Here is a 20,845-nt window from a genome sequence, read left to right as displayed (position 1 = left end):
CGCCCCGCGCACAATGCGCGCGGGCCACGCCGGCCGGGAGCACCCCATGGGCAAGAACCGCATCGCCGCCGCGCAGCGCGGCCTGAACTACGCCGACTGCTACGCCGCCGCGCAGAAGCTGCGCGAGGCCGTGCGCGCCGGACGCGCCGGGCGCGCCGGTGCCGCGCGCGGGGCGGGCGCCCCCTCCGCGCTGGCGCGCGGCACGTCGCCGCGCGGTGCCCTGGCCGCCGACGTGCTGCGCGGGCCGCTGCTGGCGCCCGGCTCGCTGACCCCGGCCGAGCGGCTGCGCACGCTCGACGGCCTGGAGCGCGTGATCGAGGGCGCCTACACCCACCTGCCGCTCAAGCGCGCGCGCTACGCGATCGACCCGGTGCAGCGCCTGCGCCTGCTGCGCGCGCGCGTGCTGGCCGACACCACGCTCGACGAACAGGCCTTCCACCACGAGCTGGCCGACATCCTGACGCGGCTGCGCGACGCGCACACGCGCTACAGCGGCCCGGTGGCGCTGAAGGACGTGTCCGCGGTGCTGCCCTTCTTCGTCGAGATGATCGGCAGCACCCAGGACCCGACCTATGTGGTCAGCCGCGTGACCGAGAACCTGGGCCCCACCTTCAAGGCCGGCGTGGTGGTGAAGTCCTGGAACGGCGTGCCGATCGACCTGGCGGTGCTGCGCTGGAGCGAGCACGAGGTCGGCGGCCGTCCCGACAGCCAGCGCGCCGCCGCCGTGCTGAGCCTGACGATGCGCTCGCTGCAGTACGGCACGCCGCCCGACGAGCACTGGGTCATCGTCGGCTACCAGGCCGTCGACGCGGCCGGCCGCGCCAGCGGCGCGCTGCAGGAGGTGCGCGTGCCCTGGCGCATCGTGATCCCGGCGCGCGCTTCGCAGCCCGACGGTGGTACCGGCGCCCGCACCGGCATGCGGCTGACGGCGGAGCGCCGCACGCAGGCGCTGCGCGTGTCGGTGAACCCGGCCGCGGCCGCGGTGCGGCAGGCCAAGATGCTGATGTTCGCGCCCCAGGTGCTGGCCGCCGCGCCGCGCGCCGCGCAGGCCCGGCGCGCCGCCGACCCGCTCGAATCGCTGCTGCCGACCACGCTGCGCGTGCAGGTGCTCGCCACGCCGGGCGGGCCGGTGGCCATGCTGCGCATCTGGGCCTTCGACCAGGAGCCCGGGCCCTATCTCAAGGAGCTCCAGCGCCTGCTGCCGCTGCTGCCGCAGCAGGGCCTGATCATCGACGTGCGCGGCAACCCCGGCGGCTACATCGAGGCCGCCGAGCGCTCGCTGCAGTTCTTCACGCCGCGCCCCATCGTGCCCACGCGCTTCTCGGTGCTGGCCACGCCGATGACGCGGGCGCTGTCGCGCATCAAGGGCTGGCCGACCGACGAGCTGGCCCCGTGGCGCGACTCGCTCGACGCCGCGGTGCGCAACGGCGAGCCGTACTCGCAGCCGCTGCCGATGACCGCGCAGGACGACTGCAACGACATCGGCCAGCTCTACGGCGGCCCGGTGGTGCTGGTGGCCGACGCGTCCACCTACTCGTCGGGCGACCTGTTCTCCGCCGGCTTCGTGGACAACCGCATCGGCCCCTTCGTCTGCGTCGGCGAGGCCACCGGTGCCGGCGGCGCCAACGTGTGGAACTACACCGACCTGCGCAGCGCCTTCGCCGGCACCGACCTGGCGCTGCCGCTGCTGCCCGACGGCATCGGCCTGTCGCTGTCGATGCGGCGCGCCACGCGCAGCGGCCCAAGCGAGGGCCTGCAGATCGAGGACGTGGGCGTGTCGCCACCCGACCCGGCCGACCGCTACGCGATGACGCGCGACGACCTGCTGCACGACAACCGCGACCTGATCGCGCACTGCCTGAAGCGGCTGCGCGCGCTGCCGCTCACCGGCCTGACGGCGGAACTGCGCAGCCGGCCGCGCCGCGCCGCCATCACGACGCAGGGCCTGGACCGCGTGGACCTGACGATCGACGGCGTGCCGCAGGCGTCGCTGACCGCTGCCAACGGCCGCGTGCTCGAGGTGGCGCTGGCGGCGACGGCGCGCCGACTCGACCTGGCCGGCGTGAAGGCGGGCGCCGTGGTGCAGCGGCGCCGCATCGACCTGCGCGACTGAGCCGGGCCGTCGCGCGCCGGCTCAGTCCACCCGCGGCGGCGCCTCGCGCACCGGGTCGTCGCGGTCGCGGGTGGCGAACTGCGCCAGCGCCACGCCGGCCAGCGTGAGCAGCGCGCCGCCGACCTTGACGGCCGTGAAGCGTTCGCCAGTGGCCCACCAGGCCACGGCGCCGGCCACCAGCGGCATCAGGTACTGCAGCGGCGCGGTGCGGCCCACGCCGCGCTGCTCGTTGACCCAGCCCCAGACGATCCAGCCGAGGAAGGCCGACACGAGGCTGGCCCACAGCAGCAGCGCCCAGTGCAGCGCGCCCATCGTGGCCCAGGGCGCGTGCAGCGCCGCGGGCAGGCCGCCCAGCACCAGCAGCGGGCTGCCGGCCAGCGTGGCGTAGGCCATCACCGCCACGCCGCCGTGGCGCTGGATCAGCGGCTTGCTCATCACCGTGTAGTAGGAGAACAGCGACGCCGCGACCAGCAGCATCAGGTCGCCGCCGGTGGCCGCCCACTGGCGGCCGATCAGCTTGTCGGACAGGAAGGCCAGCACGCCGACCGCGGCCAGTGCCACGCCGCCCACCTGTCCGCGCGTCAGCCGCTCGAGCCCGGCCCCATGCAGGATCAGCAGCGTGAACACCGGGCCGCAGGCCATGATCAGCGCGCTGGAGAACGCGGTGGACCAGTGGATGCCGAAGGTGACCATGCCCACGTGCAGCGAATGCGCCAGCACCCCCAGCCACGCCAGGCGCAGCACGTCCGCGCGCGGCAGCCGCGGCCAGCGCCCGCCGTTGACGTACAGCAGCAGCAGCGCGGCACAGGCCGGCATCATCAGGTAGCGCGCGAAGAGGAACGCGGCCGGCGGCAGCACGCCGAACAGCGTCTTCTGCACCGTGAAGTTGGCGCCCCACACCGCCACCACTGCGATGCCCGCGAACAGCGCCAGACGGGCGGCCGGAAGGTCGGTCGCGCTCGCAGCGGGCACGGTGTCGATGCGGTCGGGCGCGGGCATGGAGCGACCCATTGTGCCGCCGCGGCCTCGGCCGGCCGCCGCGGGCTCAGGGCCGCACGTAGACCAGCGCGGTGCGCGGCGGCACGGTCAGGCGCCCGCTGGCGGCGTCGAAGGCCGACTCGCGCGCCGGCCGCGGGTCCGCCGCCGCGGCATCGCGGTGCACCGGGTGCAGCACGAAGGCCTTGCCGCGCGCCGCCGGCACGTCCACCGTGCGGGCCTGCGTGTCGGCATTGATGGCGTACACCAGTTCGCGCCACTGCGCGCCGGGCAGGCCCTGGCCGTCGAGGTGGCCCACCACCACGCGCGGCTCCTGTGCCGGCCCGCTGTTCGGGAAGCTCAGCCGCTGCTGCACCTGGGCGGCGGTGCGCAGGCGAAACAGCGTCGAGCCCGAGCGGATGCGCAGCAGGTCGGCCACCGCGTCGCGCGTCCACGCGATGTGCTCCGGCGCCGGCCGGATCGACGCCGCCGCCGCCAGCAGCGGCTGCATCACCGGCCAGTGCTCGCGGTTGTCGCGCTCGGGCGGCAGGCCGGCGCCGAAGCCGTTGTCCTGCAGCGTCCAGTCGAGGCGGTTGAACCAGTCGCCCGAGTCGTAGCTGTTGCGGTCCAGGCTCTTGCTGCGCAGGATCTCCTGGCCGGCATGCAGGTAGGCCACGCCCTGGCTGAAGGCCACCAGCGCGGCGCCCAGCACCTGCACGCGGGCCCGGTCCTCGCGGCCCGTGTCGCGCGGCAGCTTGGTGACGTTGTTGTCGAACAGGGTCTGGTTGTCGTGGTTCTCGACGTAGTTCACCACCTCGGTGGGCTGGCTGGCGTAGCCCGCGCCCTGGCCGCCGTAATCCACGCGCGACGCGGCCACGCGCGCGCCGCTGCGGTCGGTGAACTCGAAGCCCTCGAGCGTGCCGGCCAGGCCCACGCGCAGCAGGTCGGCCTGGCGCGCCAGCCGGTCGAGGTCGACGCCGCCGTGGATCCAGCCGAGGTTGCGCACGGTGTCCTCGGGGCTGCCCCAGGCGCTGCCGCGCGCGGCGTCGCGGCCGCGGTCGCTGAAGGTGGCGATGCCGCTGCCGTTGAGGCTGCGCTGCGCGGCCTGCACGAAGCGCGCGCCGTCCTTCACCTCGCCGAAGTTCCAGCCCTCGCCGATCAGGTGCACGCGCCGGCCGGCGGCACGGTCCACCGCGCGCTGCAGGCGCAGCATCGCGTCGCGCGGCTGGTGGCCCATCAGGTCGAAGCGCATCGAGTCGATGCGGTAGTGGCGCACCCAGACCACGGCCGAGTCGATCATCAGCCGCTCCATCATGCGGTGCTCGGTGGCGGTGTTGTCGCAGCAGGTGCTGCGCTCGACCGCCCCCTTGGCGTCGAGGCGGTGGTAGTAGCCGGGCACGATGCGGTCGAGCACCGAGCGCGGATGCTGGCCCGACGCCGTGGTGTGGTTGTAGACCATGTCCATGCCCACGCGCAGCCCGAGCCGGTGCAGCGCCAGCACCATGGCGCGGAACTCGCGCACGCGCACGGCGCCGTCGGCGGCGTCGGTGGCGAAGCTGCCTTCGGGCGCGTTGAAGTGCCACGGGTCGTAGCCCCAGTTGAAGCAGTCGGTGCCCGCGCCGGCCATCACGGCCGCCTGCTGCGCCGGGCTGTCGGGCGCGGCCGCCGGCACGTCCGGCGAGGTGCAGCTGCGCTCGGGCACGGTGGCCAGGTCGAACACCGGCAGCAGATGCACGTCGGTGACGCCGGCCGCCGCCAGCCGCGCGAGGTGGCGCATGCCCGGCGACGCGGCATGGGTGAAGGCGAGGTACTTGCCGCGGTGCGGCGGCGGCACGCCCGCGTCGCCGGCCGAGAAGTCGCGCACCGACAGCTCGTAGATCACCAGGTCGGTGGCGGCGTTCACCGCCGGCAGCCGCGGGCGCGGCCCGTGCCAGCCCGGCGGTGCCAGCGCCGGCGCGTCGAGGTCGGCCACGTAGGAGCGCAGGGAGTCGGCGCCGAGCGACACCGAGTACGGATCGGTGACGAGGTTGCGCACCAGGCCGCGACCCGGCACGAACACGTCCACCAGGAAGGCGTAGTGGCGGCCCGCGCCGACCCCGGCCGGGCGCGCCGACCAGACGCCGGTGCGAGCGTCGCGGGCCATCGGCCGCACCGACGCGGCCGGCGCGTCGGCGCCCGCGTACACGCACAGCGCCACGCGCTGCGCCGTGGGCGCCCAGACCGAAAAGCGCGTGCCGCCGCGCTGCAGCTGCGCACCGAGCGCCGGCGCCTGCGCCGCGGCGGCGTACAGCGCGTCCAGCGCGCCGGCACCCTGCAGCGCGGTGGCGGCCTGCACGCGGCCCTGCGCGTCCTCGCGCACCAGCATCACCTGCCCGCGCAGCAGATCGGCGACGCGGGCACGGTCGGCCGGGCGCACCGTCAGCACCGCCCCCGGCCCGATGTGCGAGAAGCGCCGCGCCGAGTCCACCGGCGCGGCGGCGGCCGCAGCGTCCAGCACGAGCGCAGCGTCCACGCCGTCGGCTGGCGCGCCCTCGGTCAGGCGCAGCTGGCCGGTGCGCGACTGCAGCAGGCGAAAGCGCTGCGTGGCATCGGCGGCGGCGCCGGCCCAGCGCAGCCGGGTGCCGTCGAGCCAGGCCGCGCGCGCCTCGGCCCAGGCCGGCGGCATCGGGAGGGCGGCGTGAAGCACGGTCTCGTGGCCGGCGTCGCAGGCCGACAGGCCCGCGGCGGGATGCGGGTGGGCCGCCGGCCCGGCGGCCGGGCTCGGCAGCGCGGCCAGCACCATCAAGGCGGCGAAGGCGGCACGGACGTTCGGGTTCATGCCCGCCAGCTTAACGAAGCAAAACTACATCGCCAATCGGGGTTCATTGCGGGTGATCCATAGTGGACCTGTAGCCAAGCTACATGCAGGATCGGCGCCGATGCTGACAACGACCCTTCGGCGGGCGACCGCCCTCACGGTGCTGGCTGCCGCGGTAGGCGCCTGCCTCGCGGCGCCGGCGCCGGCCGACCTGTCGCCGGTGCCGGCCACGGCCACGCCGGTGACCCTGCCGCCCGGCTGGCACCACGGCGCCTTCATGGAGGTGTTCGTCCGTGCCTACCAGGACAGCGACGGCGACGGCGTGGGCGACCTGCCCGGCCTGATCTCGCGCCTGGACTACCTGAAGGACCTGGGCGTGCGCGGCCTGTGGCTGATGCCGATCCAGGCCAACGCCGACGGCGACCACGGCTACGCCACGCGCGACTTCCGCAGCGTGGCGCCGGAGTACGGCACGCTGGCCGACTTCGACCGGCTGGTCCGCGAGGCCGGGCGGCGCGGCATCGGCGTGATCATCGACTACGCGGTCAACCACGCCGCCGCCGAGCACCCGCTGTTCGTCGCCGCCCGCGCCGACGCGAAGAGCCCGTGGCGCGACTGGTTCGTGTTCGCCGACGAGGCGCCGCAGGGCTGGGACATCTGGGGCAAGAACCCCTGGTACTGGAACGGCCCGACGAGCTGGAGCTTCCGCGGCGAGGCGCGCGACACGCCGCCGGGGCCGCCCGGCGCGCGCGACTTCTACTTCGGCACCTTCGGGCCGCACATGCCGGACTTCAACCTGCGCAAGCCCGAGGTGGTGGACTACCACCTCGACAGCCTGCGCTTCTGGCTCAACCGCGGCCTGGCCGGCTACCGCCTCGACGCGGTGCCGCACCTGGTGGAGAACAACGCGAAGGACTGGAACGACCAGCCCGAGAGCCGCGCCCTCACCCACCGCATCGCGCAGATGATCCGCGCCTACCCGAACCGCTACGTGGTGTGCGAGGCCACCGCCGCCCCGCAGGACTGGGGCGACCCGGCCGTGTGCGGCGGCGCATTCGCCTTCGGCTACGTGCACCACTTCGTCGACGCGGCGCGCGGCAAGGCGGAATCGGTGGCAAAGCTGGCCGACTACTACCGCACGGCGCGGCCGACGATGGCCACCTTCGTCTCCAACCACGACAGCTTCGCCGGGCCGCGGCTGTGGAACCAGCTGCGCGGCGACGAGGCGCGCTACAAGCTGGCGGCCGCGGCCTACCTGCTGCAGCCGGGCACGCCGTACATCTACTACGGCGAGGAGATCGGCCAGGCCAATGCCGAAGCCCCCGGCATGGCGGCGGACCATCCGATCCGCTCGCCGATGAGCTGGGCGCCCGACCCGCGCACGGGCGGCTTCACGCGCGGCACGCCGTTCCGGCCGCTGGCGCCGAACCTCGCGACGCACAACGTACAGGCGCAGCGCGCCGACCCCGGCTCGATCCTCAACTTCTATCGCGCGATGCTGGCGCTGCGCAACACGCGGCCGTCGATCGCCCGCGGCAGCTTCGAGCGGTCGTTCGCCGACGGCACGGTGCTGGGCTTCCAGCGTGCACTCGGCCGCGAGCGCACGCTGGTGCTGATCAACTTCGGCACTGAGGCACGGCGCGTGCAGGTGCCGGGCCTGCGCGCCGGCGCCGGCCTGCGCCGCCTGCACGGGCCGCGCGGCGCGCCGCTGACGCTGCCGCCGCTGTCGGTGCGCGTGTTCGACGTACGCTAGCGCGGTGCCACGGTCCCGCGGGCGCAGGGCCGTGTCATCGCTTCACGCCGGGTTGGCCGCGCGCCGGCCCCCGGTGGCCAGCGCGACGCCGCGGCGCAGCAGGCGCCACACGAGTCGCAGGAACACCAGCGTGGCCAGCGCCTCGCCGAGCGTCAGCGCGAATGCGACGAACGGGTTCCAGCGCTCGGCCCGGGCGTGGAACTTGGCGATCGCCGAGTCGCGCTTGATCTCGATGGAATCGTAGAAGCTCGGGATCACCAGCAGCGTCAGCAGCGTGGAGGTGATCGTGCCGCCGATGATGGCCACCGCCATCGGGCGGTAGAACTCGCCGCCCTCGCCCACGCCGATGGCCACCGGCAGCATGCCGGCGATCAGCGCGAAGGTGGTCATCAGGATCGGACGGAAGCGCTTGCGGCCCGCATGCATCAGCGCCTCCTCGCGCGGCACGCCGGCACGTTCCTCGGCGCGCGCGGCGTCCAGCAGCAGGATCGCGTTCTTGGCCACAAGACCCACCAGCATGATCACGCCGATGAAGCTCATCAGGTTGAGCGTGTTCTTCGTGGCCAGCAGCGCGATCACGACGCCGATGAACGACAGCGGCAGCGACACCATCACCGGCAGCGGCGCGGTGAACGAGCCGAACTGCATCACCAGCACGAGGTACATCAGCGCCACGCCCGAGACCAGCGCCACGCCGAGGTTGCGGAACACCTCCTGCTGGTCGCGCGAGGCGCCGGCCAGCTCGAGCCCGTAGCCCTGCGGGAACGGGATCTCGCGCGCGATCTTCAGCGCGTCGGCGGTCACCTCGCCGGGAGAGCGGCCCTGCGCATTGGCACTGACCGAGATCGTGCGCTTGCCGTCGGAATGCTGGATCTGGCTCGGCGCCTTGCCGATGGTGACGGTGGCGATCTGGTCCAGCGGCACGATGCGGTTGGTGCCGCTGATGGCGATGGGCAGGCGCTCGATGTTGCTGGCATCGACCCGGTCCTCGGGGGCCAGGCGCACCGACACGTCGCGCGTCTCGCCATTGGGGTCGACCCAGTCGCCCACCTCGACGCCCGCGAAGGCCACGCGCAGCGCCTGCGCCGCGTCGGCCACCGAGATGCCCAGCGAATTCGCCAGGCCGCGGTCGAGCTCGATCTTGAGCTCGTCCTGCGGGTCCTGCTCGGACAGGCCCACGTCCACCGCGCCGGGCACCTGGCGCAGCTTGGCCATGAACTCGTTGGTGATCTCCAGCAGCTTGCGCGAGTCGGTGCCGGTGAAGCGGATCTGCACCGGCTTCTGCGCGCCCATGTTCAGGTCCTCGAGCACCACGTACTCGGCGCCCACCAGGCGCGCGGTCTGGGCACGCAGGTCCTGCGCCACCTCGGTGAGCTTGCGCTTGCGTTCCCACACCTTGCCGATGTCCACGTAGATGCGGCCACCGGCGGCGTTGACGTTGCTGTTGGTCGCCTTGGTCTCGGGCAGCGTGCGCGCCAGCGTGGCGGCGGCCTCGACCTTGAGCTTGTTGTAGGCCAGGCTCGACGAGGCCGGCGTGCGCACGTCGATCGCGATCACGCCGTAGTCGGACGTGGGCAGGAAGCTCGAACCGACCTTGGTGGCGGCCAGCACGATGGCCAGCACGAAACTCGCGAAGGCCAGCAGGAACATCCAGGTGCGATGGTGCAGCGCCCAGGCGATGACATGGCCGTAGCGGTCGGCCTGGCGGTCGAACCACTGGTTGAACCGCTGCAGCAGCAGGCTGATGCCCGTCTTGGGCGCCTCGTGGTGCCCCGGCGGGTCGCCCCAGTAGGCCGACAGCATCGGGTCGAGCGTGAAGCTGATGAACAGGCTCACCAGCACCGAGGCCACGACCGTCAGGCCGAAGGGGCGGAACCATTCGCCGGTGACGCCGGGGATGAAGGCCACCGGCACGAACACCGCGACGATGGCGAAGGTGGTGGCGGCCACCGCCAGCCCGATCTCGGCCGTGCCCTTGAGCGCCGCGGTGCGCCGGTCGGCGCCGCGCTCCATGTGGCGCACGATGTTCTCCCGCACCACGATCGCGTCGTCGATCAGCACGCCGATGGCCAGCGACAGGCCCAGCAGGCTCATGAAGTTGAGCGAGAAGCCGCACAGCCATACCGCGATGAAGGCCGCGATCACCGACGTGGGCAGCGACAGCGCGGTGATCAGCGTCGAGCGCCACGAGTTCAGGAACATGTAGACCACGAACACCGTCAGGCCGGCGCCGAACACCAGCGCATGCACCACGTTGTTCAGGCTGTTCTGCGCGTCCTTGCCGCCGTCCTGCGTCACTTCCAGCGTGGTGCCCGCAGGCAGCGTCTTGCCGATGTCGGCCACCAGCTTTCGCACCTCGTCGGCCACGCCCACGGTGCTGGCGTCGCGCGACCGCGTGACCGACAGGCCCACGTTGGGGTTGCCGTTGCGCACCGAGTGGCCGGTGACCTCGGCGAAGCCGTCGGCCACGGTGGCCACCTGGCCCAGGCGCACGATCTGCTCGCCGCGCCGCCGCACCACCATCTGCTCGAACTGCGCCGGCGACTCGATGCGGCCGACCAGGCGGATGCTCTGGTCTTCCAGCGAGCCGCGCACCTTGCCCACCGGCGCGGTGGTGTTCTGCGCGCGCAGCGCGTTGACCACCTCGGTGACCGAGATCTCGAACTCGCGCAGCTTCTCGGCATGCAGCAGCACCGACAACTCGCGCCGCAGCGCGCCGTTGACGTTGACCGTGGCCACGCCGGCAATGCCGCGGAAGCGGTCGGCCAGGTCGTCCTCGGCCAGGCGCGAGATCTCGGCATGCGACAGCACCGTCGACGACAGCGCCAGCTGCATGATCGGCTGCGCACTCGGGTCCAGCCGCGTGATCACCGGCTCGCGGATCTCCGTGGGCAGCTTGTGCCGCACGGTGCCGATGGCGTTGCGCACCTCGTCAGCGGCCTCGATCATGTTCTTGTCGAAGTTGAAGAACATGACGAACTGCGCGCTGCCTTCGCGCGCGGTGGCCGCCACGCGGTCCACGCCGGAGATGGTCTGGATCGACTTCTCGATCCGGTTGATCACCTCGCGCTCGGCCGTCTCCGGCGACGCGCCGGGATAGACGATGGTGACGACGAGGATCGGCTGCTCGACGTCGGGGATCTGGTTGACGCGCAGCTTGGTCAGGGCCAGCAGGCCCAGGCCCATCAGCGCGATGATGATCACGATCATCGACACCGGGCGCTTGACGCTGAAGTCGGACAGGAACATGGTGCGGCTCCCCTGACGCTAGCGGGCGGCCGACGCGGCGGACGCTGCGGCGGGCGCCGCAGTCGGCCGGGTGCGTTCGGAGCGCTGGCCCGGCACCAGCGTGCTGCCGGGGTTGCGCAGGATCACGTCGCCCTCGGCCAGGCCGCCGCGCAAGGGCCACTCGCCACTGCGCGCGTCGCGCTCGCCGAGCTGCACCGGCACCAGCGCCAGCACCCCGTCGGCGCCCACGCGCCACACCCGCGTCTGGCCGTCGCGGCGCACGATCGAGCCTTCGGCCACCATCGGCACCGCGGCGGCGCTGCCCTCGATGCGGCCCTCGGCATACAAGCCCGCCACACGCGGCGCGCGTGCCGGGTCGTCGAAGCTCACCAGCACTTCCACCTGGCGCGTCACGTTGTTGGCCGAGGCGTCGACGCGCTGCACCTTGCCGGCGAAGACCACGTCCGCGACGCCGTTGACGCGGAAGGTGACGCGCTGGCCGGGCCGGATCTCGCTCATGCGGTCGGCCGACACCAGGCCCTCGAAGCGCATCGAGCGCGGGTCGATCACCTTGAGCAGTTCCTTGCCGACCTGGGCGGTGTCGCCCACCGAGGCCTTGCGCTCGCTGACGACGCCGTCGAACGGCGCGCGCACCTCGGTGCGCCGCAGCTGCTGCTGTGCGCTCACCACGCGCGAGCGCGCCGACACCAGCTCGCTCTGGGCGGCGTTGCGACGGCCCTCGGCGTCGTCCAGTGCCTGGACCGAGGTCATGCCCTGGGCCTGCAGCGTCTTCAGGCGCTCGACCTGGCGCTGTGCCTGCTCGAAGGCCTGCTGCGCGGCGCGCAGGCCCGCCTCGGCCGACTGCAGCGACTCGCGGATCGAGGTGTCGTCCAGTCGCATCAGCAGCTCGCCCTTCTTCACCGCCTCGCCGTTGCCCTTGAGCAGCTGCGTGACGACGGCGGCCACCTCGGCGCGCAGGTCGGCGCGCTTCTCGGGCTGCACCGACCCGGTGATCACCGGCCCGTTGCCGACGCCGCCGAGCGAGATGGTGCGCAGGTCCTCGGGGGCCAGCAGCAGCACCGGGGCCGACGCGGCCCTGGCGCTGGCGGCGGGGGCCGACGCGGCGGCGGCGGGCTTGGCCGCGTCCGGGGCCGGTGCGCCCTTGCCGCAGGCGGCAAGCAGGGTGGCGGCCAGGCAGCCGAGGGCGGCGGTACGGAACGAAAGCATCTCGGGGTCTCCGGAGATCGTGGAGCGCCGGGTGGGCGCGTCTGGGGTTCGGGGATGGGCGCGCAAGCTTACCCGCGGTCCTGCCACGGCCACCCCCCTCATGCGATGAATCGACGGCCGCACGCCGCGGACGGCAGCCGGCCCGCGCGGAAGGTCGGCGCGCCCGCGCCGTGCCGCCGGGCGCGGCAGCAGGGCCCGCTCAGGGCGCGTCCGCCGGCCGCGTGCGCCCGCTCACGTGCGCCATCAGGGCCAGCACGCGCGCCGGCTCGTCGCCCAGCATCGACGGCTCGAAGCGCCAGCTCCAGTTGGCCGGCGTCAGCGTGCCCGGCAGGTTCATTCGGTGCTCGGTGGGCAGGCCCAGCACGTCCTGCAGCGGGAACACCGCCAGCTTCGACACCGAATTCATGCAGGCGCGGATCGCCGCCCAGTGGAAGTCGTGCCCGCCGCAGGCCAGGTAGCTGCCGGCGAAGTGGCGCTCGCGCTCCGTGGCGCCGTGCCACCAGCCGCAGGCGGTGTCGGTGTCGTGGGTGCTGGTGTAGACGATGGTGTCGGGCGCGTAGTTGTGCGGCAGGAACTCGTGCGTGCCGTCGCCGCCGAAGCCGAAGATCAGCACCTTCATGCGCGGGAAGCCGCAGCCCTCGATCAGCTCGACCACGTCGGGCGTGATCAGGCCCAGGTCCTCCGCGATGATCGGCAGCCGGCCGAGCTGCTTCTCGATGGCGCGGAACAGCGGCAGGCCCGGCCCGGTGACCCAGCGCCCCACCTTTGCCGTGGGCGACGACGCCGGGATCTCCCAGTAGCCCGCGAAGCCGCGGAAGTGGTCGATGCGCACGATGTCGGCCTGCGCCAGCACGCGCTTCACGCGCGCCGTCCACCAGGCGTAGTCCTCGGCGGCCATGCGGTCCCAGCGGTAGATCGGGTTGCCCCAGCGCTGGCCTTCGGGGCCGAGCGGGTCGGGCGGCACGCCGGCGATCACCGTGGGCAGGCCGTCGTCGCCCAGCTCGTACAGGTCCGGCCGCGACCAGACGTCGGCGCTGTTGTCGGCGACGTAGATCGGGATGTCGCCGATGAGCGAGATGCCTCGCTCGTTGGCGTAGGCCTTGAGGGCGCGGCACTGCTCGTCCCAGCACCACTGCACGAAGCGCCAGTGGTCGATCTCGGTGGCATGCTGCGTGCGCGCCTGCGCCAGCGCCGCGGCGTCGCGGCGGCGCAGCGGCAGCGCCCAGTCCCACCAGGGCTTCATGCCGTGCGCGTTGAACAGCGCCATGAACAGCGCGTACTCGTCGAGCCAGCCGGCCTCGCGCTCGCACCAGGCGGCGAAGGCGGCGCGCTCGGGCGCCGTGGCGCGGGCGAAGAAGCCGGCCGAGGCGCGGCGCAGCTGCGCGTCGCGCCAGGGGATCACGCGCGGGAAGTCCACCCGCGTGGCGGGGAACGGCGCGTGGGGCGGCGTCACCGCGTCGAGCCAGCCGCGCTCGACCAGCGGCTCCAGCGCCACCATCAACGGGCTGCCGGCAAAGGCCGACGGGCTCTGGTAGGGCGAGTCGCCCGGGCCCACCGGCGTGGTCGGCAGCCACTGCCACAGGGTCTGGCCGGCACGCGCCAGCCAGTCCACGAAGCGGTAGGCGTCGGGACCGAAGTCGCCCACGCCATGCGGCCCGGGCAGCGAGGTCACGTGCAGCAGGATGCCCGCGGCGCGGGCGGCGAAGGGCTGGTCGTTCATGGCGTGTCGGCAGGGTCGTGGCCGCGCAGCACCACCAGCGCATGCGCGGGCACCGTCAGCGGCTTGTGCGGCACCGGGGCCGCCAGCACGCCGGACGTGTCCAGCGCGGGCTCCCAGCGGCCGGGCGGCAGCACGAAGGGCACGGGCTGCGGTTCGGGGTTGAAGGCGATCAGCAGGTGGCGGCAGCCTTCGGTGCGCGCGGCGGGCTCGTGCAGCCGCCGCGGCGACGCGTCGATGCGGCAGGCGAACGCATGCTGCGCGCCGTCGTGCCAGTCGTGCACCTGCATGTCGTGGCCCGTCGGCGCGAGCCACACCACGCTGCGCTCGCCGGGCGCGGCGGGCACGTGCTGGAACCAGCGGTCGTGGTGCAGGGCCGGCTCGGCGCGGCGCAGCGCGAGCACGCGCTGCACGAAGGCGATCAGCTCGCGGTCGGCCTGCGCCCAGTCGAGCCAGCCCACCGCGTTGTCCTGGGCATAGGCGTTGTTGTTGCCCTGCTGGCTGTTGGCGAACTCGTCGCCGGCCAGCAGCATCGGCGTGCCCTGGGCCAGCAGCAGCGTGGCCAGCAGCGCGCGGCGCACGCGGTCGCGCTGCGCGCGCACGGCCGCGTCGTCGCTCGGGCCCTCGGGGCCGAACGGGTTGGCCGGCTCGTCGTCGCGGCCGTCGCGGTTGTCCTCGCCGTTGGCGTGGTTGTGCTTGCGCGCGTAGCTGGTGAAGTCCGCCAGCGTGAAGCCGTCGTGCGCGCTGATGTAGTTGACGCTGGCCAGCGGCGAGCGCCGGCCGTGGTGGAACAGGTCGCTCGACGCGGTGAAGCGGCGCGCGAACTCGCCGCGCCCCACGCCGCGCTGCAGCCAGTAGCGCCGCACGGTGTCGCGGAACTTATCGTTCCACTCCATCCAGCGGCCGGGGAAGCGGCCGACCTGGTAGCCCTCGGGGCCGGTGTCCCAGGCCTCGGCGATCAGGTGCGCGCGGGCGAGCACCGGGTCCTGCGCCAGCGCGGCGAAGAACGGCGCATGCGCATCGAAGTGGTGGCGCGTGCGGCCGAGCACCGGCGCGAGGTCGAAGCGGAAGCCGTCCACGCCCATCTCCTGCACCCAGTAGCGCAGCGAGTCGAGCACGAACTGCGTCACGCGCGGGTGCGCCACGTTGAGCGTGTTGCCGCAGCCGGTCCAGTTCTCGGCGCGGCTGCGGTCGTCCGCGGCCAGCCGGTACCACGCCGCGTTGTCCAGGCCGCGCATCGACAGCGTCGGGCCCATCTCGCTGCCTTCGGGCGTGTGGTTGTAGACCACGTCGAGCACCACTTCCAGCCCGGCGTCGTGCAGCGCGGCGACCATGGCCCGGAACTCGGCCGCCACCGCGGTGGGGTCGCTGCGGTCGCAGGCGGCGTGGCGCGGGTCCGGGCAGAAGAAGCCCAGCGTGTTGTAACCCCAGTAGTTGACGAGGCCCTGGTCCACCAGCGCCGGTTCGTCGAGGTGGTAGTGCACCGGCAGCAGCTCGATCGTCGTCACGCCCAGCGCCTTGAAGTGCGCGATCGCCGCCGGATGCGCGAGCCCGGCGTAGGTGCCGGCCAGCGCCGGCGGCAGGCCGGGCAGGGTCTTGCCGAAGCCCTTGACGTGCATCTCGTAGATCACCTGCTCGCGCGGCGGGATGCGCGGCGCGTTCAGCGCCCCGGCCGCCACTGCGGGCGGCGGCGCCACGCGGGCCTTCAGCGCCCGCAGCGCGTTGTCGCGCGTGTCGAACGAGCGCGTGCCGTCGGGGTGGCCGAGTTCGTAGCCGTGGTGCTCGGCATGCCAGCCGAAGCGGCCGACGATCTCGCGCGCCCAGGGGTCGAGCAGCAGCTTGTGCGGGTTGAAGCGGTGGCCGCGCTCGGGCTCGTAGGGGCCGTGGGCGCGCAGGCCGTACACGAGACCCGGCCCGACGCCGGGCAGGAAACCGTGGAACACGCCGTCGGCGCCCGCATGCAGCGGGTAGCGGCGCAGCTCGCGCGCGCCGTCGGCGTCGAACACGCACAGCTCCACCTGGGTGGCGTGGTCGGAAAAGACTGCGAAGTTGACGCCGCCGTCGCGCGCCAGCGATCCGAAGGGTTCGGCCCGGCCTTCCTGCAGCCGGTCGGGGAGTTTCATCGGCATGGTCGTCTACGCGGGCACGAGATAGAGCGCCGCCAGCGGCGGCAGCATGAGTTCGATGGACTGGTCGCGGCCGTGGCTCCCTACCGCCTGCACGGGCAGCGGGTGCGCTCCGTTGCCGAGGTTGCTGCCGCCATAGAAGACCGAGTCGGTGTTGAGCGCCTCGCGCCAGGCGGCGTGGCCGGGCGGCACGCCCAGGCGCATCGCCGGCCGCGGCACCGGCGTCATGTTGCACACCACCAGCGCCTCGTCGCCGGCGCCATCGCGGCGCACCCAGGCGTAGACGGAACGTTCGGCGTCGTGCGCGTCGATCCAGTCGAAGCCGGCGGCCTGCGTGTCCAGCCGGTGCAGCGCGGGCCGCTCGCGCATCAGCGCGTTGAGGTCGCGCACGAGGCGCTGCACGCCGGCATGCGGCTCGTGCTGCAGCAGCCACCACGGCAGCTCGGCGTCGTGGTTCCACTCGGTGCCCTGGGCGAACTCCTGGCCCATGAACAGCAGCTTCTTGCCCGGGTGGCCCCACATGAAGCCGTAGTAGGCGCGCAGGTTGGCGAAGCGCTGCCACTCGTCGCCGGGCATGCGGCCGAGGATCGAGCCCTTGCCGTGCACCACCTCGTCGTGCGACAGCGGCAGCACGAAGTTCTCCGAGAAGGCGTAGACGAGGCCGAAGCTCATCTTGTCGTGGTGCCAGCGCCGGTGCACCGGGTCCTGCCGCACGTACTCCAGCGTGTCGTGCATCCAGCCCATGTTCCACTTGTAGTGGAAGCCCAGGCCGCCGGCGAAGGTGGGCGCGCTGACGCCCGGGAACGCGGTGCTCTCCTCGGCCAGCGTGATCGCGCCCGGGCACTCCTGCCCCAGCACCTCGTTCGTGCGGCGCAGGAACGCGATCGCCTCCAGGTTCTCGCGCCCGCCCTGGGCATTGGGGATCCACTGGCCGGGCTCGCGCGAGTAGTCGCGGTAGAGCATCGACGCCACCGCGTCCACGCGCAGGCCGTCCAGGCCGAACTGCTCCACCCAGTACAGCGCGCTGCCGACGAGGAAGTTGCGCACCTCGTGGCGGCCGAAGTTGTAGATCAGCGTGTTCCAGTCGCGGTGGAAGCCCTCGCGCGGGTCCGCGTACTCGTACAGCGCGCTGCCGTCGAAGCGCGCCAGGCCGTGCGCGTCGGACGGGAAGTGCGCCGGCACCCAGTCCAGCAGCACGCCCAGCCCCTGCGCGTGGCAGGCCTGCACGAAGCGGCGCAGGCCGTCGCCCGAACCGAAGCGCGCGCTCGGCGCGTATAGGCCCAACGTCTGGTAGCCCCACGAGCCGTCGAACGGGTGCTCGCTCACCGGCAGCAGCTCCACGTGCGTGAAGCCCTGCGCGGCGGCATAGGCCGGCAGCGACGCGGCCAGCTCGTCCCAGCTGTAGAGCCGACCGTCCGGATGGCGGCGCCACGAGCCGGCATGCAGCTCGTAGATCGACATCGGTGCGTGGCGCCCGTTGGCCGCCGCGCGCTGCGCGTCCAGCGGCCGCGGCGCCACCAGCGGCGGCGCCACCACGCTCGCGGTGGCCGGCCGCAGCTCGGCCGCACGCGCATACGGGTCCGCCTTGTGCGGCAACACCTCGCCCGCCTGGGTGCGGATCTCGAACTTGTAGCGGTCGCCCGCGGCCATGTGCGGCACGAACAGCTCCCACACGCCGCCACCGCCGCGCGAGCGCATCGGGTGGCGCCGGCCGTCCCAGGCGTTGAAGTCGCCCACCACCGACACGCGCGCCGCGTTCGGCGCCCACACCGCGAAGCGCACGCCGTCCACGCCCTGCACGGCCACCGGATGCGCACCAAGGAAGGTGTAGGGCCGCAGGTGCGTGCCCTCGCCGAAGAAGTGCAGGTCGGCGTCGCCCACCTGCGGACCGAAGGCGTAGGCGTCGGCATACAGGCCCTCGCCGCCACCGGCCCAGCGCACCGCCAGCCGGTGCTCGAAGCGCTTGCGCCGCCGCGGCACGACGCCCTCCCACAGCCCGCCGTCGCCGCGCGGCGCCAGCACCGCCACGCGGCGGCCGCTGCCGGCGTCATGCACCGCCACCTCGGCCGCGCCGGGCAGCATGGCGCGCACCCACAGGCGCCCGTCGGCGTCGGCGTGCAGGCCGAGCACCGCGAACGGGTCCGCGTGGCGCGCTTCGGCCAGGGCCGCGACGTCGGCGTCGTCGAGCATGGGCGCGCGGCGGTCGGCCCGGATCAGCGCCGCGCCGGCGCCGTCCAGACCTTCTCGACGTACTCGCGGATGGTGCGGTCCGACGAGAACGGCCCCATCGCCGCCACGTTGAGGATCGCGCGCCGCGCCCACGCCGGCGGGTCGCGCCACAGCGCGTCCACGCGCGCCTGCGTGGCCACGTAGTCGGCGAAGTCGGCCATCAGCATGTAGGTGTCGCGGTTGAGCAGGGCCTCGATCATGCCGCGGTAGCGCTCGGGCTCGCCGGGCGAGAAGGCGCCGCCGGCGATGGCGTCGAGCACCGCCTTGAGCGTGCGGTTCTCCTCCACGTACAGCCGCGCGTCGTAGCCGAGCTGTTTGATGCGCGCCACCGCGTCGGCGCGCAGGCCGAACACGAACATGTTCTCCTCGCCCATCGACTGCGCCATCTCGATGTTGGCGCCGTCCCAGGTGCCGATGGTCAGCGCGCCGTTGAGCGCGAACTTCATGTTGCCGGTGCCCGAGGCCTCGGTGCCGGCCGTGGAGATCTGCTCCGACAGGTCGGCCGCCGGCAGGATCACCTCGGCCAGCGACACGCTGTAGTTGGGCAGGAACACCACCTTGAGCCGGTCGCCCACGCGCGGGTCGCTGTTGACCACGCGCGCCACGTCGTGCACCAGGTTCACGATCGCCTTGGCGGTGACGTAGGCGCTGGCCGCCTTGCCGGCGAAGATCACCGTGCGCGGCACCCAGCCCTGGCCGTCCGGGCCGTCCGGCTGGGCCACGATGGCCTGGTAGCGCGCCACCACGTGCAGCAGGTTCAGCAGCTGGCGCTTGTACTCGTGGATGCGCTTGATGTGCACGTCGAACAGGCTGTCCGGGTCGATCACCACGCCCAGCTCGCGCCGCACCAGCGCCGCGAGGCGCTCCTTGTTGGCGCGCTTGGCCTTCAGGAACGCGGTCTGCACCGGCTTCCTGTGCGCCACGCCGGCCAGCGCCTGCAGCTCGGCCGCGTCGCGCCGCCAGGCCGGGCCGATCTGCGCGTCCACCAGCGCCGACAGCGCGGGGTTGGCCTGCATCAGCCAGCGCCGCGGTGTCACGCCGTTGGTGATGTTGGTGAAGCGCTCGGGATACAGGCGCGCGAAGTCCGCGAAGATGGTCTCCACGCACAGCCTAGAGTGCAGCGCCGACACCCCGTTGACCTTGTGCGAGGCCAGCACCGACAGGCTGGCCATGCGCACGCGGCGCTGGCCGTGGTCGGCGCCTTCGTCGATCAGCGACAGGCGGCGCACCATGTCCTCGTCGCCCGGGAAGCGGGCGCGGATCTCGTCCAGGAAGCGCCGGTTGATCTCGTAGACGATCTCCATGTGGCGCGGCAGCAGCGCCTCGAACAGCGGCACGGCCCAGGTCTCCAGCGCCTCGGGCATCAGCGTGTGGTTGGTGTAGCTCACCGCCTGCTGGGTGATGCGCCAGGCCTCGTCCCAGGCCAGCCCGTGCTCGTCGACCAGCAGGCGCATCAGCTCGGCCGGCACCAGGGCCGGATGCGTGTCGTTCAGGTGCACGCTGTTCTGGCGCCCGAAGTCGTGCAGCGCCCGGCCCTCGGCGAGGTGGCGCGCCAGCATGTCCTGCAGCGACGCCGACACCAGCAGGAACTCCTGCTTCAGCCGCATCTCGCGGCCGGCGTGGGTGCTGTCGTCCGGATACAGCACCCAGTTCAGCATGTCGGCGGCCAGGCGCTCGCGGCCCGAGGCGAGGTGCTCGCCGCGGCAGAAGGCCGCGAAGTCGATCGGATGCTCGCTCGACGCATGCCACTGGCGCAGCGTGGCCACGCGCTCGGTGCCGTGGCCGGGCACGATGAAGTCGAACGCCGTGGCCACCACGCGCTCGGCCGGCAGCCAGACGCGGCCGGTGCCGTCGGCCTGCACGCGGCCGCCGAAGCCGACCATCCAGCGCAGTTCGGGGCGCTGGATCTCCCACGGGTTGCCGCGCTTCAACCAGTCGTCCGGCGCCTCGACCTGGCGCCCGCCGGCGATCTGCTGCGCGAACATGCCGTACTGGTAGCGCACGCCGTAGCCGAACGACGGCAGGCCCAGCGTGGCGAAGGAGTCGAGGAAGCAGGCGGCCAGCCGGCCCAGGCCGCCATTGCCCAGCGCGGCGTCGGCCTCGCGCTCCAGCACGTCGGGCAGCGGCGTGCCGGCGTCGGCGCAGGCCTGGCGCAGCGCGTCGTCCAGGCCGAGCGCGGACACCGCGTTGCCCAGCGCGCGGCCCATCAGGAACTCCATCGACAGGTAGTGCACGCGGCGCGACCGGTGGTCGGCGCGGTCGGCGGCCTGGGTGCGCGCCCAGCGCTCGGCCAGCAGGCCGCGGCTGGCGTGGGCGGCGGCCCACAGCAGCGCCTCGGGGGCGGTGCCGTCGGTGCGTTGGGCCAGTTCGCGCTGGACGGCCTGGCGGAAGGCGGCGACGACGCGCGCGGGCGCGGCGGGCAGGGTCGGGGTGGATGCGGTCTTCATGTCGGCCGTGGAAGTATGGGTGCGTGGCGCGGACCCGCCGCGCGGCTTCGCCGGGGGCGATGCCGAGGCTGGCGAGGAAGGGGATTTTGGCCTCGAAACCATGTAGTAATCCTACACGGGGTTAACCCGTGAAATGATCTAACTAGTTGATTTTATTGAAGTTGATACCCCGCAACCGAGGGTCGCGGGCGTTGTGAAACCGCAGATCGGTTTGTATATTCTCTACAAACAGG

10 protein-coding genes are annotated in these 20,845 nt (G+C 73.1%); 2 read left to right on the top strand and 8 right to left on the bottom strand.

The window, feature by feature from the left end:
• Positions 1-46: 46 nt before the first annotated feature.
• Positions 47-2,113 carry a S41 family peptidase gene (locus AC2EAQ_RS13930; RefSeq protein WP_484644934.1) on the top strand — a complete coding sequence of 689 codons (2,067 nt, stop codon included), beginning with the start codon at positions 47-49 and terminating at the stop codon, positions 2,111-2,113.
• A 21-nt stretch (positions 2,114-2,134) separates the two neighbouring features.
• Here the strand turns inward: AC2EAQ_RS13930 and AC2EAQ_RS13925 are convergent, their stop codons facing one another.
• Together AC2EAQ_RS13925 and AC2EAQ_RS13920 are read right to left on the bottom strand one after the other, a co-directional pair.
• The gene (locus AC2EAQ_RS13925) at positions 2,135-3,112 is read right to left on the bottom strand and encodes a DMT family transporter (protein ID WP_484644933.1); all 978 of its coding nucleotides are present in this window, start codon (positions 3,110-3,112) and stop codon (positions 2,135-2,137) included.
• A gap of 46 nt (positions 3,113-3,158) precedes the next feature.
• On the bottom strand, positions 3,159-5,906 hold the full coding sequence (locus AC2EAQ_RS13920; protein ID WP_484644932.1) for an alpha-1,6-glucosidase domain-containing protein: 2,748 nt from the start codon (positions 5,904-5,906) through the stop codon (positions 3,159-3,161).
• Between the two features lie 100 nt (positions 5,907-6,006).
• On the opposite strand from AC2EAQ_RS13920, the gene AC2EAQ_RS13915 reads away from it, so the two are divergent.
• Entirely contained in the window at positions 6,007-7,638 is a 1,632-nt protein-coding gene (locus AC2EAQ_RS13915) for an alpha-amylase family glycosyl hydrolase (RefSeq protein ID WP_484644931.1), read from the top strand.
• Positions 7,639-7,680: 42 nt separating this feature from the next.
• On the opposite strand, the gene AC2EAQ_RS13910 is transcribed toward AC2EAQ_RS13915, so the two are convergent.
• The 6 genes from AC2EAQ_RS13910 to AC2EAQ_RS13885 all read right to left on the bottom strand — a co-directional run bounded on the left by AC2EAQ_RS13910 (position 7,681) and on the right by AC2EAQ_RS13885 (position 20,612).
• A complete protein-coding gene (locus AC2EAQ_RS13910) occupies positions 7,681-10,887 on the bottom strand; it encodes an efflux RND transporter permease subunit (protein WP_484644930.1) in 3,207 nt (1,068 codons plus the stop codon).
• An 18-nt stretch (positions 10,888-10,905) separates the two neighbouring features.
• Positions 10,906-12,093: an efflux RND transporter periplasmic adaptor subunit gene (locus tag AC2EAQ_RS13905; protein WP_484644929.1), complete on the bottom strand. Its 1,188-nt coding sequence runs from the start codon at positions 12,091-12,093 to the stop codon at positions 10,906-10,908.
• 199 nt (positions 12,094-12,292) lie between these two features.
• A complete protein-coding gene (gene malQ / locus AC2EAQ_RS13900; RefSeq protein WP_484644928.1) occupies positions 12,293-13,813 on the bottom strand; it encodes a 4-alpha-glucanotransferase in 1,521 nt (506 codons plus the stop codon).
• Entirely contained in the window at positions 13,810-15,939 is a 2,130-nt protein-coding gene (gene glgX, locus AC2EAQ_RS13895; protein WP_484644927.1) for a glycogen debranching protein GlgX, read from the bottom strand. The genes malQ and glgX overlap by 4 nt, the downstream gene beginning before the upstream one ends.
• A 6-nt stretch (positions 15,940-15,945) precedes the next feature.
• A complete protein-coding gene (gene glgB / locus AC2EAQ_RS13890; protein ID WP_484644926.1) occupies positions 15,946-18,126 on the bottom strand; it encodes a 1,4-alpha-glucan branching protein GlgB in 2,181 nt (726 codons plus the stop codon).
• Between the two features lie 23 nt (positions 18,127-18,149).
• The gene (locus AC2EAQ_RS13885; protein WP_484644925.1) at positions 18,150-20,612 is read right to left on the bottom strand and encodes a glycogen/starch/alpha-glucan phosphorylase; all 2,463 of its coding nucleotides are present in this window, start codon (positions 20,610-20,612) and stop codon (positions 18,150-18,152) included.
• Positions 20,613-20,845: the final 233 nt, after the last annotated feature.

The organism is Aquabacterium sp. T101 (assembly GCF_057219775.1).
The sequence above is the reverse complement of the archived record's forward strand: the minus strand, read 5'-3'. Positions and strand labels throughout refer to the sequence as shown.